Below are 13,194 nucleotides of genomic sequence, written 5' to 3'. Positions count from 1 at the left end.
TCACCTCCCCGCTTCTGCGCGTGACCTGTTCAGCAGGTCGAGCTTCGATTGCTTGGGTTCCGGGATCTGGTAGGGCTTCTGCGCGGCCCGGTACCGTTCGACGAGTTCCGCGGTGATCTCCGGGGCGCGTTGCGCCACCGGCGCGTAGATCGGCATCGAGGGCGGTTTGATGCCGTGCTTCTTGCGCAGCGCCCGCTCCCGCGCGATCTCGGGGTCGTCGGGGTCGGTGACGCCGGAGACGTACTCGAATCCGACTTCGAAGTCCACGCGGTCGACCAGCATGGCGAGGTTTTCGGAGTCCCTCGCCGCTTGCTGGTCGCGGGCTTCGGCGTCCTCGATCAGAGCCGCGACGTCCGTGTATGGCATGGTCGCGAGCGCAACCCGGAGGTTTACTCCGTGGTGGCGGTGGACTCTTGCGAAGGTTGCGCCCCAGCGGGATTCATCCCGAAGCCCGGCGAGGGCGCGAGCAGGTTTCCCTCGTACAGCTCGCTCAGGTTGATGAGCTTGTTGAGCACCCGCGACGCGAAGTCCGGCGTCATCTCACCGATCACCTGCCACAGCGCCGAGCCGTTGGTGGTGATGAGGTTCAGCAGGTCCTCGAACTTCGTCTCCCCGACCAGGCGGTGGAACTCCACCGCCTGATCGCCGGAGAACCCGCGCAGCACATCGCATTCGACCTTGCCGACCTTGATCGGCACCGGCGGTTTCTCCTGGGTGCCGAACTCGGCGAGGATGTCCACCGGCTCTGGTGCGGGTACGGCCGCCAGCTTCGGGCGGCGGGCAGCCGCGGGCGCGGTACGCCGCGCGGCTGCCTTCCTCGGTGCGGTAGCTGCCATCAGGCGGCGCTCACCGTCACTTCACCGGCGGGGGTGAGCGACGCGCCCGTGGACGACAGGGTTCCGGGCACCGTGATGGTGATGTTGTAGTTGCCCGGCGTGCCGGTCACGGTGACGTTGCCGCTGCCGATGGTGGACAGCGCGGCCAGTGCCGACTGCACGGCGCTGGTGGCCGCGTTGTAGGCGATGCCGCTCGCGGTCTGGCCGTTGAACGTCAGCGGGAACGTACCGGCCGTGGTGCCCGCCGGGACGGTCACGGTGTAGGCGACCTGCAGCGGGTTGAACGAGGTCAGCGGAACGAACGGCTCCAACGCGAGCAGCTCGAACTCGAACCCGTCCAGCTCTTCCTGGCCGAAGGTCCGCGGCGGCGGGGTGGTCAGGGTGACCCGCGGCGACCAGAACACCTGGTTCGCGGCCTCGTCACGCAAGGCCAGCAGAACAGCGAAGTCCTCATCGTCGCCGGCGTTCCACCGGAACACCCCCGGGGAGAGTTCGGAGATCGAGCCGCCCTGCAGGGTGGTCAGCGCGGTCGCGACCGAGAAGTCCACCGCCCGCAGCTTGACTCGCTCCTCCGACGGCGACTTGATCACCTTGTACGGGGCGAGGCGCCGGTTCCACACCCGCTTCGGGGTGACGTCCCGAGTCGGGGTCAGCTCGAAACCGGCCTCGATACCGCCGAACGCATCCCAGTTCACCGAACCGGTGACCGGGGCGGTGGCGAACGGGTCGGTGGGGATGCCGGTGCCGGCCGGTGCGCGGTAGGCGTCACCGTCCAGCCACACGTAGGCCTTGTCAGGATCGGCGTGAGTGCTCACGTTTCCTCCATTACTGGGATGTGCTCAAGAGAGCGAGAGTTCAGGTACGGGGGGCGCGCACGTGGACCTCGAAGCGCACCGTTGCGCGGAACAGCGGTTGGTCTGCGCCGCGGGTCTTGTCCACGCTGGTGATCGGGCCATCGGTCCAGCGCGCTTTCCAGGTGGATCCTCGGAACTCCTGCGCTCTGGCTCTGCCGAGCAACTGGCCCGCCATCGCGGCGATATCCCAGGCGAGTTCTTCGGGGTCGGTGAGGCCGCCGAGGATCTCGATCTTCGGCACCCACGCGTCGAGTTGGATCATCGGCGACCGCAGCAGCGGGTCCACGCCCACATTCCCGGGTGCCCGGATCGTCGCGAACGGCCCGCCAATCGAATCCGGCACATCGCGTGTCGTCAACGATTCAGCGGGAAGAAGTTCGGTGAACGACGGTTGCGCGATCAGGAACACGCGGATCGCGCCGGGCATGAACGGCAGCGGGGCGGTCGTCATAGCCCGGTGTTGCGGCGGAACGCGCCGCGGTCGTTGTAGCGGGCCAGCGTCCGCGCGGCATCGGTGAGGATGGCGTGCGCGGGCGTGTCGACGGTGCCGAACTCCTTGTAGAAGGCGTCCGGGTCGTTGTCGACGAGGAACACCTTGTCGCCGTCCACCTCGACATCCACGCCGTCGCGGTAGGCGCCGGACACCACCGGCGCGATCTGGCGTGCCTTCGCGGCAGCCTGGTGCGCCATGGTGATGCGGTCCGGTGTCGACCCGCGTCGGGCTTCCCGGTAGGTCTGCGCCTCGAAGATCTCCAGCCGGGCCCGGCCGCCTCCGACGAAGTTGCTACTGGGCATCCGTCTTCAACGTGACGGTGCGGGCCTTCGGCTTGGCCTCTTCGGGCTTCGCCTCCTCGGGCTCGCTGCGCTCGGCGGGCTTCGCCTCGTCGCGGTCGCGGTATGCCTTGGAGTGCTCGTCGGCGTAGTTCTTCACGCCGTGCGAGTCGGTCCAGGACTTGATCATGATGGCTCCCTCATGTCGCTGGAGTGCCGCACGATGGCGGCGATGTAGGCAGGGCGGCGAGACCCGATCGCGGGCCGGCGGGTCCGCGGTGTGCCCTGCACGGTGACGGTGTCGTTGACGGCCACCAGATCCGACACCGAGGCGGGACCGTCGAACCGCCACACGTCCCGGCGCGTAGTCCCGCCCGGCAGGCCGGGCTCGAGCAGTAGGGTCAATCGCTGACCCACATGCCCGTCTTCGAACTCGTCCACCGTCGGGTCGGTGATGATCCGCTGCTGAAGCAGCCCGAACCACGGAATCTCGGTTGGGGTGCCGGGGATCCGGTTACCGGTCACCGGGTCCTGGGTGACCGGCCCCGGACGCAGCAGAGTCCAACGCTCGGGCAGTCTCACGGCCCAACCCGGATGGTGAACGCGTCACCGGTGTCAGCGGTGTCGATCAGGTCCGCGATGTCCTCGTCGGTGATGTACACCAGGCGCCCGGAATCGCTCGCGGACGCGTATTCGGTGGACCACTCCGGGTATTCGACGCGTTTCACGCCGAGCCCGCGGCGCAGCGTGTCCAAGGAGCGAATGACGATCACCGCACCGACACCCTTGACCAGATCAGGATCGAGGGTGCCGGCGGCGATCCGCTCATCGAGCCCGGAGACACGGTTGCGCAGCTTCGCTGAGACGAGCGTGATCAACCGATTCACCTGAGTGACTTCGGCTCCCTCGTACGTCTCGCCGGAGATCGCCTGGACGTCGGCCGGCTCAAGCAGGGGTGTCGCCATTGCCCTGTTCGGTGGCAAGTTGGATCGCGGCGAGGATGTCGGCCTTCTTCGTCGCGTCGCCGAGGTCGATGTCGTTGGACTTCGCGAACGCCTGCAGCTGCGCGACCGTCCACGACTCCGACGGTTCGCCCTCGAGCTCAGGCTCCGCGTCGGGCTCGTCGGCCCATACGCCCGGGTTGGTGATCTTCTTGACCGCCCAACCCGGGACCGTGTCGTTCGGGCCGAACACGTGCGAGGTGCCGTCGTCGTTGTGGACGTGCACGAACGTGTTGAGCTTCTTCATCACAGGACCTTCGCGATGAACGTGGCGTTGGCGTTCAGCAACATCGGCAGGCCGATACCGCTCGCCTTGGTCCAGCGCGCCACCGGGTCGTTGTCGATGTAGGAGCCGACCACGATGCCCGGTGCCTGGTTGGCGTCGATACCGTACTCCGGCTCGATCGCCTCCGCGGTGGTGCCCCACAGGGTCTCACCGATCTTCGACGAACCGACGTACAGGATCCGGTCGTCCGGGATCAGGCGTGTGGCGTTGCCGTTGGCGTCCTCCACCTGCGCGTCGAAGATCTCGAACGCGGGGTGACCGAAGCTGGTGAACAGCGCGTTGACCTGCTCGCGGGTGACGATGCCCTGCGTCGATCCCGGGGGCAGCGCGTAGGCGCGGATCTTGTCGTTACGCATCAGCGTCGACATCACCCGCTGGGAGGTGATCGCCCGAACCGGGTTGCCGGAGTTCGTCACCCGGAAGGTGGAGAACCACGACTCCTGGTCGGAGATCGGGTCCGCCGCGCCAGCGCCGGTGACGTTCCACAGGGTCGACGCGGTCACGGTGTGGCCGGCCAGCCGCTGGAAGTCCGCGACGAGGTCCAGGCCGTTCTCGGCGAGGGTGACCTTGCCGTTCACCAGGGCGTCGGCCTTGGCCATGATAATGCGGGTCCGCAGCGCCTGCGCCAGTTCCACGCCATCGTTGAAGATGAGGTCGCGGATCTGGGTGTCGGCCTTGCGCAACCGCAGCCGGTCGTATTCACCGAGGCGCCGCTTCTCCGACAGCGGGGGCAACTCACCGGAGATCCGGGTCACGCCCTTACGGCCGGTGATGGGGGCCTCAGTGTCCCAGCTGCGGAACCGACCGGCGCGCCGCAGGCCCTGCTGGGTGATGTTCGCCCGGAACTCGACGTCGTCGACCATCGTGTCCGGCAGCAAGTTGTCGATCAGCGACAGGTCGTTGATCGGCTGATCCGCCAGTGCCGTACGCACGTAGCCTGTCAGCTCGGCGGGGGTGACGTAATCAGAGTTGATGACGAGTGCCATTGGTTACGCCTCCTCTCAGAAGTAGCTGACGGCCACGGCCGTTGCCTGGCCTGCAGCGTTGGGCGGGTTGGGAACCTTCGCGGCGTAGACGGCGCCGTGCCACAACAGGGCACCGGCGACCTTGGTCGCGCCCGCAGGGACACGCACCGCGGTCAGCAGATGGCCGGCGATGCCTTCGGTGTCGCCGTTGCTGCGCTTGCCGTACTTGCCGGTGCCGAGCAGACGCAGGGTCCATCCGGACTTCAGGTAGCCGTCGGAGTAGTCACCGGCGACGAAGGTGGACAGGTCGAGGGTGATCGTGCGGGCACGATCGGTACCCTCGGCCGACGCCAGCCACGACTGATCGTCCTGGCCGAACGTTTCGGTCTTGAGATTCAGGTCCATTACTCCCCTCCTTTACTGGGGGTCATTTGCGGTTCTTGCGCGCCTCGTACGCCGCCGCACCGGCGGCCATCGTTCCGCCGACATCCGCCTGGCCACCGCCCTGCCGGGGATCCGGCTTGGGCGTTGTGGGCGCAGCCGGAGCAGCGGGCGCGGTAGCGCCGAGAAGTTGCTTCAGCTCTGCGGCGTCGGCGATCAGATCGTCGAGCGTGTCGCCCTTCAGGCGAGCAGCCAGAGACAGCGGCAACTCGGCCTTCTCGGCAGCCTCGTAGCGGAGCGCCTTCGCGGCGTCCTGCTCGAGTTTCTGAATGCGCTCGGCGGTCTTCTGCGCCTCGGTCTTCTGCGCGTCCTCGAACTCTTTGACGCGAGCTTCGAGGGCCTTCTGTGCTTTCTCGGCGGCCTTGCGGGCGTCGCGCTCTCGCTGGAGCGCGGCCTTTCCGGCGTCGCCGAGTTCACCGTCGGCCGGGCCCGTCGCGGGCTCTGCTGCCGGTGTAGGCGCCTGCGGCGCGGTGGGCTCTGTCGTGCCGGATTCCGCGGGCGCGGGCGCTCCGGTAGCAGGTGCCGTCATTACTGGGTCCTCCATCGCGGGGGAAATACCGGCCGGCCTCGCGCCGGACGGAAGTTTGTGGGGCTACAGGACGTAGCCGTTTTGGCGCAGCAGCTCGATCGCTGCTTCGCGGCTTTCGGCGATCTCGTAGATCGCTTCGGGCATCAAGCGGGGCGTGGTGCGAGCGTTTCGGCCTCGAGCTCGGATCGTTCGGCCTGCGACACCGCGGCGGGTGACGCCCTCGCGGGTAGTGAGAAGACTCCGGCCGTATACCTCTTGCCGAACCGCGCGCCCGCCGACGATCTCCAGACCCCTACGGGCGTTCACGACCTGGCTGATGTCGGCGCCGTCGCGGATCGCCCGCGCGCCGGCCGCGCCGAAGGTGCGCGCCTGCTCGATCGGGGTGAGGCTGTTGAAGTACGCCCGCGGTTCGGTCCGAACGTCCCCGGAATGGTCTTCGCGGCAGGGAATGTGCTTGCAGTTGCAGCCCGGATGTCTACGGAACCCCGCCGACCAGTGGTAATACCGCCCGGCCAGGACAACGCAGCGCGAACAGGAGGGCGGGACCAGCATCCGCGTGTACCCGACACCCAGCCGGGACGTGATCCCGACTCCTGTCGCCGCCCTACCGGCATCAGCGACCTGGGTCTGGATGTACAGCCGCGCGTCCAGCCCGGCGGCCTGCCATGCCCTGTACGGCGGCTCGCCCGCGGCGACGCGCTGGTGCGCGCCCACGATCGCCTGCTGTAGTAGGCCGTCGATCGTCCGGCCGTCGGAGGCGACACCCACCAGTCGCTCCGGATTCGGAGTCGCGAGCCTCCGCGCTGGTGTCCCTTGCTCCTCCAGGACGTCGGACACATACTGGTCGGCTCCGGAGACCGCAGCGCGCTGCGCGGCGGTCACCGCCCGCACAAGTCGGTCGGCGTTGCGCCCGAACCAGGCATCGAAGTCACCCGGCGGCAGGGTGCCCCACTGCCTGGCTACCTCTTCGATCGTCTGAACGATGATCCGACGCTGCTCGGCGTCGAAATCAATCGCCGCTTGCGGCGGGGTCTGCGTCGGCATCCGGGACCGTCACGGGATTCTGGTTGCCCTGCTGGTTGAGGTCGCGTTGGAACTGCTCCAGCGCGGGATCGCGGGCCTCGTCGTCGAAGTAGGCGCGCTCCCGGATCTTCCGGGCCTCGTTCCAGCCCATTTCGTCCCAGGAGCCCTCACGCGACAACACCGGCGTGCCGCCGTTCAGCTTCTGGATCGCGTCAGCTTCTTCCGCCTTCGTCGGCGTGGCCGGGTTGCGCCAATCCACCGCAAACGGCTCACCCGCCTCCGGCCATTCACCGGTGCGGAGCCGCTCGTACAGCGCCAGCGTCCAGCCCAACCCAACGCCCAAATGCGCGTTCTTCTCCTCGGCGTTGGAGATGATCCGGGACTCATCCGCACGGATCGCACCTTCGGCCGCCGGGTTGGCAGTGTTGGCGCCGAAGTAGCGGAACGGCAATCCGGTCACCGAGCTGGCGAGTTCGGCGTACAGCTTCACCGTGTTGTGGAAATTCGACAGGTCCGCGGCCGGAAGTTGACCGATCGAGACGTCCTTCGGGGACTTCTGCGTCGCCCACAGGGCATTGAAGTAGGACTGCCACGCCGGCAGCGGGTTGCCGTCCTTGTCGACGAAATCTCCCCTGGAAACGCCTATCGCGAACCGCTTCTGAATAGCCACCGTCTCGACGCCGTACTGCAGATCCGTCAATGCGCGCGCGCAGGCGTCGGTCAGGGGGATGACGTCGGCCATCTCCGTGGTTCCGTGCCACTTCCCCAGCCGTCTGCGGTTCAGGAACAGCACCACCGGCACTTTGCCCAGGTTGTGCGGGTCGACGCCTGTGTCGTCGCCGACGATGTCGATGTCCCAGCCGTCGCTCGACTGCACCAGCTGGATCGTCTTGTCCGGGAGGAACAGGGTCGCTACCTGCGTACCGTCCTGCTCCTGGAATTTCCGCATCGCCGCGTCCATGCGGCGGCGGCGCTGGTTCACCAGGCAAGCCATCTGCCGTGGCGATTCCATGGTGATCAGCGGATGGTCTTTGTCGTCTTCGTTCGTGCCCACTGTGGCGAACATCCGGCCGAAGATCATGTTTTCCTTGGCCAGGATGGGGATCTCAGCGTCGAGGTTGTTCGCGGTGAACGCCTCCTGCAGGTCCGGATCCGCCTTACCCTGACCCGGCCGGTAGATGCCCTTCACCTTCTGCCGGCGCGCGACCTCGTCCACATACATGCGCGGCCAGTTCGCGACCAGCTCGAAGATCCGAAACTCCTCCGGGACAGCGAGACCGATGTGCTTCAAACGTTGAGCGCCTTCGTAGTAGGCGTTGTGGAGCTTGTCCTGCCGGGACAGGTTGCCCAACTGGCCGCTCAGCTTGTTGACCATGTTCTGCTCGTCGTCGGTGAGCTTCGTGCGCAGTACGACCACGCTCACCTCCTCAGCTGAAGCAGAACATTCGGCCGTCGACTTCTTCCCACCCGGCTTCCCGGGCGTCCTCGGCGGCTTCGTGGACAAGGATCGACGCGATCGAACCGTCGATCTTCTGATGGTCAGTAGGTTTGCCGAGCACGTACTTGTCGCCCGGCTTCGGCACCTTGCGGCAGTTCGCCATGTGCGTCTCGGTGATCGGGCACCCGTCGTGGGAGATGCGTTTGGTCTTCAGATCGGTCTCGAACCGTCGGATCGCCGAGTACATCTGGCTGATCCGGTTGGTCGCCCACTCGAAAACGTGCTCCTCGCCGTACTTCAGTGCCCAATCGCCGATCTCCGAGCGCCAATCCTGCGGGTCCGCGTACAACCGGGCGACGTCCCAGGTGTTGAACACCTCATCGACCGCGGTGTGCACCTCTGCGCGGGGAATACGGCCGTTCCACTCGGCCGGATTCCAGATCGTCGGGCGACGGTCCGGTCCATAGCGGGGCGTGAACTGGAATCCGTCACGGGTTTCGCAGCGCAGCGCCGTGAAATCATTGTTTTCACTACCGTCGAAGCCGACACAGATCGCTGTGCCGCTCGGCGGGTTAGGAAGCCAGAGCTTCGGCATAGCAGCTGTCCCACAGCCCATCCGGCAGCCACGTACCCGCCCTGGAGACGAGTCGGTTGCCGAAGAACCTCTCCGCCTGCGCGGGATCGGTCTCGTTCAGCTCCAACGCCTCGGCCTCGATGGAGTCCAGGTTCACCCACGGGGAGCCGTCGTAGACGTAGCGGAGGATCTTGCGGCGGTCCCTCTTGTTGCCCCACGACAGGCCAGCGGGAGGCATCCGGAAGAACTTCCAGATGTCCGGCGCCTGCGACTCGTACGTCCGTTGAGCCGTGGAGTTCTCCGCCGGATCCCACGCGTTCGTGGTCTCCAACGTGCGGCCGTTCATGCCTGCCGCGCCGCGGCGCTGCGTCTCGGCGATCCCCACCATTTTGTTCGTCTTCGTGTACAGGCCGGTCTCGTCGTGCAGCACCCACGACACCGGGTTGCCGACGCGTCCGGTCGCGCTCGAGGTCACCGCGTCGATGCGGTCTAAGTCCTCGTCGCCGACCGAGCCCAGGATGCGGATAAAGCCCTCACGCACTGCCATCACATCCGACAGCGGACCGAGCTTGATCATCGCGGTGAGGGGTCGGTAGACGTTGCCTACCTGGTCCTCATTCGTCGCGGTCAGCTGGATCACCGGCGAGGGATGGCGCATCGCCATCGGCTCACCCGGAAAGTACTCGTACTCCCATCCGCAGCCGCAACCCCAGTCCGAGCACGCCCACCCGTCGCCCTCTTTCGCCCAGCCGAGGAATTCTGCGGGGCCCACGGCCTGAATGCAGGTCACTGAAGCGGCCCACGGACCCTTGCCCGTCTTCTGCGGAGCGACGATCTGCGCGCGGCGGTAGGTGAACGCCTGATTCAGCAGCGGCTCATCGTCAGCGACCCACTGAACGCCCGGACGGATCCGGTAATAGTTCGCCGCGCACCAGAACTGCCAATCCGACCAGACGAACTCGCCTCCGCGGCGGAAACCGTCCGGGATCCGGCAATGCTGCCGTACCCACGCCTCGCCGATGTCGCCGAGGGTCGGGAAATCGACAACGAAACCCTCAGTCGGCGCCACCAGGCACCGCCCTCAGCCGCCGCGCCGGCGGTGTCGAGCTCGGCGCCTTCGCCTTCTTCTCCTCGCGGGCCGTCGCCACCTCATCAGCGGCGATCGACCAGCCGTTCTCCCGCAAACCCGCCGGAGTCAGGCCGATCTGGTCGGCGAACCGGTGCAGTGACCCGCGGTCGGCCGCAGACGCTTCATCCGATTCGCAGATCACGCTCGTGCGCACCCAGTGCGCCACTGCCTGCCACCGCCACGGCTCCTTCGCCCACGCGGCCGCCTGCGGGGTAGCCCACGCCCACTCCCACAGCTCGGCTTCGCGCTCACGCACGGCCTCGGTGGACTCCTCGTCGAGAACCTGCCAGCGGGCGCCCTTCTCGCCGTGCTCCCAGCGCATCACCCGCCGCGGCAGCAGCGGGAACTCCGGCACTTCGCCGGCGTAGCCCTCAGCCGGTAACACAACGAACGCCAACCCACGACGATCCGAGCGACCGGACTTCGGATCCACCGGCGGCCCGGAACGATTCCGTGCACCACCACGCATCACGATCACCTCCTGGCAGCATCGCGCCGCCTTGGACGGAAACCCGCCCCGGCATCGCGCCGGACCGGGACAATGACCACTCGCAACCGAATGGGGAGAGCACATGACACGAAGCCAGCTGATGGCCTGCCGGATCGGGACCATCATCGGAGCCTTGGCCCTGGTGGTCGGGATCGTCGTCGCCATCGTCGACTTCAGCACCGTCGAGCAGATCTGCACACCACACACCGCGTACTTCGGCCGGCCGGACGGCGTTCGCTGCCGCGACGGCGACCCCTCGCCGAGGGGCTTCTACCTGGCCATACTCGGCGTGGTGATCGTGGTGTGCACGTTCATCATGTGGGCCGCGATGACACCCCGTAAGCGGGTCGGCAACCGCGACGAGGAGTGAGATCGTTTGCCGCGCAACCGGTCTGGTAGCTGGTTACCATTCCGCTACCGCACGGTTACTGGACGTGCTGTCCAGATTAGTGAGTGTTGATGACGAACGCTCACTCTCCGGCCCATCTGGACCGCCGGTCCGGATATCTGGACCCTCCGCGGGGGGTAGCGCCCTCCCCGAAGGTGGCGCGGCCCGCCCGGCGAGGGGTCACCCCCCTGGGGGCGGGCCGAGTGTGAGCGTTGATGAACAACACTCACAAACTCAGTTACCGATCAGCATCCCTGTCTGATGTTTGCTGGATGCTCGCCACATCGTGAGTGCGGTAGCTCGTCGCGTGTCAAGCCCTGACCAAACAGTGAGCGTTGGTCGTCATCACTCACAGCCGTAGCCTTGAGTACATGCAACCCAACATTGTCAAAAGAGGCGTGCCCTCATGTCGACTGCGAATGGTCGGTAACTCTCACGTGGACACACGGCGATTTCACGTACATCGTGTGCACTCCAGATGAGGCGAAGGCACTGTTGCACTGCCACCTGAAAGTGCACCCATTGGCTGCCGAGTCGGTCTAGCTCGCACCCTTGGCCGAGTTGCATGCTCGGCACAGCACCTGCAATGGGCCGTCCGGGCGTCCACCGTCTGCTACAGCGCGCGTGTGGTCCGCGGTGAGGTCATCGGATGGGTGAGCCGGTCTACGCCAGCCTGGGCACCAATTACCGTGGGCTGCTCGATGGTCGGCTACGACTTCGGCTCGACGCTGTCGCTCGGCGTGGTCTCGTGTGGCCTTGGTGGGCGTGGTCTTGCGGTAGTGGCGGTCACGCTCTGCCCTATGCTCAGGGCATCGGCTCTCGGGTTGAGCGTTGGGACATCCGGGGGCGGAGCAGATCCGAAGCCTGGCTCTTGCCACGACTATTCGCCCCGAATCGGCTCTTGGCCCCACTCGTGCCCACACCGACAGGTGCGGATCACCTCGTACGCCTGCTCTTGCGATGGCGACATGTGTTCCAGGCCGAAGCCGTTAATCCACTGCATCATCACGATCTTGTCGAACGCGACCTGCAACGGATCATGCGGATCATATGACCGTGGCTGGCGAAGGCTGTGACAGTCGACCAGCTTGCAGGAGGGGCACATGCTCCACGCCGTAAACTGCTCCGCTGTCATCATCGCGACTGGTTCCGAACGATCTTCCCGCTGTCACGCAGGCGGAAGAACAGAGCGTCGCCCTGCCGCTCGAGGCCATCCCACATCCACGTCGGGACGATCATTGGGGCTGGCTCGACGACGTTCGCATGGAAGGCGGCGGTCCAGTCGGCCAGCGTTCGCATCGGATCGCTCACAGATCGAGGCGGCTGTCGAGGATGGCCATCATCTCAGCGCTGCACTGGAAGTCGCCGCGGTCGTGGAACTTGCCGGCCAGCTCGGTGAGTTCGTTGATGATGCGCAGGCGGTCATCGAGGTAGGTGTGGAGGTCCACCGGCTTCGGCTCCTCGGTGAGGCCGAGATCGGCGGGGGTGATCTGGCGCATCAGCTCGCCGAGCCGCTGCTCACCACACCCCACAGGAGGCGGGGCAGCATGAAGTCGTTGTAGCTGATGATGGTCCAGAGCAGGGGCAGCAGGGCGGCCATGGTCATTTCTCCTGTCAGGCCGGGCATGCGGCCGTAGATTTTGTTGCGCCGGATCGAGCCGGTGATGGAAGAAGTCCGGTCAGAGGGTGGTGTGCACGAGCGGGCCTCGGCCATCCACACCGCATCCCGAGTTGTAGGTGGCGGCCAGACGCACGGCCAGCTCCAGACCGGCCCGCGGGTCCAGGCCGAGCTGTCGAGAGGTATGCAGGCTGCCCAGACCGATCTCGGAACCGCATCCGATCACGGCGACATCATCGGCGGGTCGGATCACGCCGTGGGTGTGTAAGATCCACAGGTGCTGCCGCCACGCCAGGAGCGCCGTCCCGTCGAACGCTGCTGCGTTGTCGGAGTCCGCAGTGTTCAGTAGGGGTGGGTTAGCGTCTGCGAGGACGCCTGTGGCGGCTTCAGCGACGGCATTGGCCCACTCGTCAGCACCGACCACGCTCTCCGGGTTGGGAGTGTCCCCGATCTTCAGGTGCCGCAGGAGCGTCGGCAAGATCGCCGAGTTACCCGAGGCGGCGATCAGAACCTTCTCGCCGCGTGGGGTGGTGAGGGTGCCGATCTTGCCCTCCGCCTTGTAGATGGCGGTGCCGTTGTAGTCGGCTCGGGTGTCACAAGCCATGAGTACGCCATCGTTTATGGCGATAGCCGCGATGATCGTCAACCCTTTGTCTCCTGAGTGCGGTTGGACTTCGCCTGGTGCGCGGCGAAGCTACTTTCAGCATTGGCGTACAGGCTGAGCAGGATTACCCAGATGATGGAGTCCTTCCACCACAACACCGACGGGACGGCCAGGACGATCCACAGCCAACCCAGGGCCAGGTGGCGGTAGTCCAGCCACTTACGAGCGGTAGAGGTCGACACCGAAC

At 66.3% G+C, this 13,194-nt stretch carries 24 protein-coding genes; 1 reads left to right on the top strand and 23 read right to left on the bottom strand.

Annotation, left to right across the window (positions count from 1 at the left end; genetic code table 11):
- The 17 genes from GVY64_RS09440 to GVY64_RS09360 form a co-directional block, all read right to left on the bottom strand.
- Positions 1-366 carry a hypothetical protein gene (locus tag GVY64_RS09440; protein ID WP_159840216.1) on the bottom strand — a complete coding sequence of 122 codons (366 nt, stop codon included), beginning with the start codon at positions 364-366 and terminating at the stop codon, positions 1-3.
- A 23-nt stretch (positions 367-389) separates the two neighbouring features.
- On the bottom strand, positions 390-836 hold the full coding sequence (locus GVY64_RS09435) for a hypothetical protein (RefSeq protein WP_159840215.1): 447 nt from the start codon (positions 834-836) through the stop codon (positions 390-392).
- A complete protein-coding gene (locus tag GVY64_RS09430; RefSeq protein ID WP_201297959.1) occupies positions 836-1,651 on the bottom strand; it encodes a hypothetical protein in 816 nt (271 codons plus the stop codon). Before GVY64_RS09430 ends, GVY64_RS09435 begins: the two co-directional genes overlap by 1 nt.
- Before the next feature lie 40 nt (positions 1,652-1,691).
- Positions 1,692-2,141 (bottom strand): hypothetical protein, encoded by a 450-nt coding sequence (locus tag GVY64_RS09425; protein ID WP_159840214.1) that lies wholly within the window; start codon positions 2,139-2,141, stop codon positions 1,692-1,694.
- Positions 2,138-2,485: an HK97 gp10 family phage protein gene (locus GVY64_RS09420; RefSeq protein ID WP_159840213.1), complete on the bottom strand. Its 348-nt coding sequence runs from the start codon at positions 2,483-2,485 to the stop codon at positions 2,138-2,140. Before GVY64_RS09420 ends, GVY64_RS09425 begins: the two co-directional genes overlap by 4 nt.
- Positions 2,475-2,651, bottom strand: coding sequence for a hypothetical protein (locus GVY64_RS09415; protein ID WP_159840212.1), 177 nt, complete (start codon positions 2,649-2,651; stop codon positions 2,475-2,477). Before GVY64_RS09415 ends, GVY64_RS09420 begins: the two co-directional genes overlap by 11 nt.
- Positions 2,648-3,043: a hypothetical protein gene (locus GVY64_RS09410; RefSeq protein WP_159840211.1), complete on the bottom strand. Its 396-nt coding sequence runs from the start codon at positions 3,041-3,043 to the stop codon at positions 2,648-2,650. Before GVY64_RS09410 ends, GVY64_RS09415 begins: the two co-directional genes overlap by 4 nt.
- The gene (locus GVY64_RS09405) at positions 3,040-3,426 is read right to left on the bottom strand and encodes a hypothetical protein (protein ID WP_159840210.1); all 387 of its coding nucleotides are present in this window, start codon (positions 3,424-3,426) and stop codon (positions 3,040-3,042) included. Before GVY64_RS09405 ends, GVY64_RS09410 begins: the two co-directional genes overlap by 4 nt.
- Complete coding sequence (locus GVY64_RS09400; protein ID WP_159840209.1) at positions 3,407-3,709, bottom strand: hypothetical protein; 303 nt, start codon at positions 3,707-3,709, stop codon at positions 3,407-3,409. The genes GVY64_RS09405 and GVY64_RS09400 overlap by 20 nt, the downstream gene beginning before the upstream one ends.
- The gene (locus GVY64_RS09395) at positions 3,709-4,734 is read right to left on the bottom strand and encodes a major capsid protein (protein WP_159840208.1); all 1,026 of its coding nucleotides are present in this window, start codon (positions 4,732-4,734) and stop codon (positions 3,709-3,711) included. The genes GVY64_RS09400 and GVY64_RS09395 overlap by 1 nt, the downstream gene beginning before the upstream one ends.
- A 15-nt stretch (positions 4,735-4,749) precedes the next feature.
- Positions 4,750-5,118: a head decoration protein gene (locus tag GVY64_RS09390; RefSeq protein WP_159840207.1), complete on the bottom strand. Its 369-nt coding sequence runs from the start codon at positions 5,116-5,118 to the stop codon at positions 4,750-4,752.
- 22 nt (positions 5,119-5,140) lie between these two features.
- Positions 5,141-5,683, bottom strand: coding sequence for a hypothetical protein (locus GVY64_RS09385; protein ID WP_159840206.1), 543 nt, complete (start codon positions 5,681-5,683; stop codon positions 5,141-5,143).
- 63 nt (positions 5,684-5,746) lie between these two features.
- Positions 5,747-6,727: a VG15 protein gene (locus GVY64_RS09380; RefSeq protein ID WP_159840205.1), complete on the bottom strand. Its 981-nt coding sequence runs from the start codon at positions 6,725-6,727 to the stop codon at positions 5,747-5,749.
- Complete coding sequence (locus tag GVY64_RS09375; RefSeq protein WP_236566722.1) at positions 6,693-8,081, bottom strand: phage portal protein; 1,389 nt, start codon at positions 8,079-8,081, stop codon at positions 6,693-6,695. The genes GVY64_RS09380 and GVY64_RS09375 overlap by 35 nt, the downstream gene beginning before the upstream one ends.
- A 52-nt stretch (positions 8,082-8,133) precedes the next feature.
- Positions 8,134-8,739: a terminase gene (locus tag GVY64_RS09370; RefSeq protein WP_159840203.1), complete on the bottom strand. Its 606-nt coding sequence runs from the start codon at positions 8,737-8,739 to the stop codon at positions 8,134-8,136.
- Complete coding sequence (locus tag GVY64_RS09365) at positions 8,717-9,787, bottom strand: terminase (RefSeq protein WP_159840202.1); 1,071 nt, start codon at positions 9,785-9,787, stop codon at positions 8,717-8,719. The genes GVY64_RS09370 and GVY64_RS09365 overlap by 23 nt, the downstream gene beginning before the upstream one ends.
- A complete protein-coding gene (locus GVY64_RS09360; protein ID WP_236566721.1) occupies positions 9,774-10,244 on the bottom strand; it encodes a hypothetical protein in 471 nt (156 codons plus the stop codon). Before GVY64_RS09360 ends, GVY64_RS09365 begins: the two co-directional genes overlap by 14 nt.
- 175 nt (positions 10,245-10,419) lie before the next feature.
- Here GVY64_RS09360 and GVY64_RS09355 point away from each other — a divergent pair, with 175 nt between their 5' ends.
- Positions 10,420-10,707, top strand: coding sequence for a hypothetical protein (locus tag GVY64_RS09355; RefSeq protein WP_159840200.1), 288 nt, complete (start codon positions 10,420-10,422; stop codon positions 10,705-10,707).
- Positions 10,708-11,264: 557 nt separating this feature from the next.
- Here GVY64_RS09355 and GVY64_RS37725 read toward each other — a convergent pair.
- The 6 genes from GVY64_RS37725 to GVY64_RS09330 all read right to left on the bottom strand — a co-directional run bounded on the left by GVY64_RS37725 (position 11,265) and on the right by GVY64_RS09330 (position 13,189).
- Positions 11,265-11,603, bottom strand: a complete 339-nt coding sequence (locus tag GVY64_RS37725) for an HNH endonuclease (protein WP_236566720.1) — start codon at positions 11,601-11,603, stop codon at positions 11,265-11,267.
- A 256-nt stretch (positions 11,604-11,859) separates the two neighbouring features.
- A complete protein-coding gene (locus GVY64_RS09350) occupies positions 11,860-12,036 on the bottom strand; it encodes a hypothetical protein (protein WP_159840199.1) in 177 nt (58 codons plus the stop codon).
- Positions 12,033-12,224, bottom strand: coding sequence for a hypothetical protein (locus tag GVY64_RS09345; protein ID WP_159840198.1), 192 nt, complete (start codon positions 12,222-12,224; stop codon positions 12,033-12,035). Before GVY64_RS09345 ends, GVY64_RS09350 begins: the two co-directional genes overlap by 4 nt.
- Positions 12,224-12,439 (bottom strand): hypothetical protein, encoded by a 216-nt coding sequence (locus tag GVY64_RS09340; protein ID WP_159840197.1) that lies wholly within the window; start codon positions 12,437-12,439, stop codon positions 12,224-12,226. Before GVY64_RS09340 ends, GVY64_RS09345 begins: the two co-directional genes overlap by 1 nt.
- Positions 12,405-12,989 (bottom strand): hypothetical protein, encoded by a 585-nt coding sequence (locus tag GVY64_RS09335; protein ID WP_159840196.1) that lies wholly within the window; start codon positions 12,987-12,989, stop codon positions 12,405-12,407. The genes GVY64_RS09340 and GVY64_RS09335 overlap by 35 nt, the downstream gene beginning before the upstream one ends.
- Positions 12,986-13,189, bottom strand: coding sequence for a hypothetical protein (locus tag GVY64_RS09330; RefSeq protein WP_159840195.1), 204 nt, complete (start codon positions 13,187-13,189; stop codon positions 12,986-12,988). The genes GVY64_RS09335 and GVY64_RS09330 overlap by 4 nt, the downstream gene beginning before the upstream one ends.
- Positions 13,190-13,194: the final 5 nt, after the last annotated feature.

This window comes from Nocardia sp. CY41 (genome assembly GCF_009829325.1).
GTDB lineage: Bacteria > Actinomycetota > Actinomycetes > Mycobacteriales > Mycobacteriaceae > Nocardia.
This window is presented reverse-complemented; position numbering and strand designations above follow the sequence as displayed.

Excerpts from the sequence above, each read along its gene's own strand:
- GVY64_RS09340 (WP_159840197.1), bottom strand. The coding sequence starts at position 12,439 with ATGGCCGAGGCCCGCTCGTGCACACCACCCTCTGACCGGACTTCTTCC.
- GVY64_RS09390 (WP_159840207.1), bottom strand. The coding sequence starts at position 5,118 with ATGGACCTGAATCTCAAGACCGAAACGTTCGGCCAGGACGATCAGTCG.
- GVY64_RS09435 (WP_159840215.1), bottom strand. The coding sequence starts at position 836 with ATGGCAGCTACCGCACCGAGGAAGGCAGCCGCGCGGCGTACCGCGCCC.
- GVY64_RS09345 (WP_159840198.1), bottom strand. The coding sequence starts at position 12,224 with ATGCGCCAGATCACCCCCGCCGATCTCGGCCTCACCGAGGAGCCGAAG.
- GVY64_RS09385 (WP_159840206.1), bottom strand. The coding sequence starts at position 5,683 with ATGACGGCACCTGCTACCGGAGCGCCCGCGCCCGCGGAATCCGGCACG.
- GVY64_RS09355 (WP_159840200.1), top strand. The coding sequence starts at position 10,420 with ATGACACGAAGCCAGCTGATGGCCTGCCGGATCGGGACCATCATCGGA.
- GVY64_RS09405 (WP_159840210.1), bottom strand. The coding sequence starts at position 3,426 with ATGGCGACACCCCTGCTTGAGCCGGCCGACGTCCAGGCGATCTCCGGC.
- GVY64_RS09400 (WP_159840209.1), bottom strand. The coding sequence starts at position 3,709 with ATGAAGAAGCTCAACACGTTCGTGCACGTCCACAACGACGACGGCACC.
- GVY64_RS09420 (WP_159840213.1), bottom strand. The coding sequence starts at position 2,485 with ATGCCCAGTAGCAACTTCGTCGGAGGCGGCCGGGCCCGGCTGGAGATC.
- GVY64_RS09415 (WP_159840212.1), bottom strand. The coding sequence starts at position 2,651 with ATGATCAAGTCCTGGACCGACTCGCACGGCGTGAAGAACTACGCCGAC.
- GVY64_RS09370 (WP_159840203.1), bottom strand. The coding sequence starts at position 8,739 with ATGCCGAAGCTCTGGCTTCCTAACCCGCCGAGCGGCACAGCGATCTGT.
- GVY64_RS09380 (WP_159840205.1), bottom strand. The coding sequence starts at position 6,727 with ATGCCGACGCAGACCCCGCCGCAAGCGGCGATTGATTTCGACGCCGAG.
- GVY64_RS09440 (WP_159840216.1), bottom strand. The coding sequence starts at position 366 with ATGCCATACACGGACGTCGCGGCTCTGATCGAGGACGCCGAAGCCCGC.
- GVY64_RS09425 (WP_159840214.1), bottom strand. The coding sequence starts at position 2,141 with ATGACGACCGCCCCGCTGCCGTTCATGCCCGGCGCGATCCGCGTGTTC.
- GVY64_RS09375 (WP_236566722.1), bottom strand. The coding sequence starts at position 8,081 with ATGGTCAACAAGCTGAGCGGCCAGTTGGGCAACCTGTCCCGGCAGGAC.
- GVY64_RS09395 (WP_159840208.1), bottom strand. The coding sequence starts at position 4,734 with ATGGCACTCGTCATCAACTCTGATTACGTCACCCCCGCCGAGCTGACA.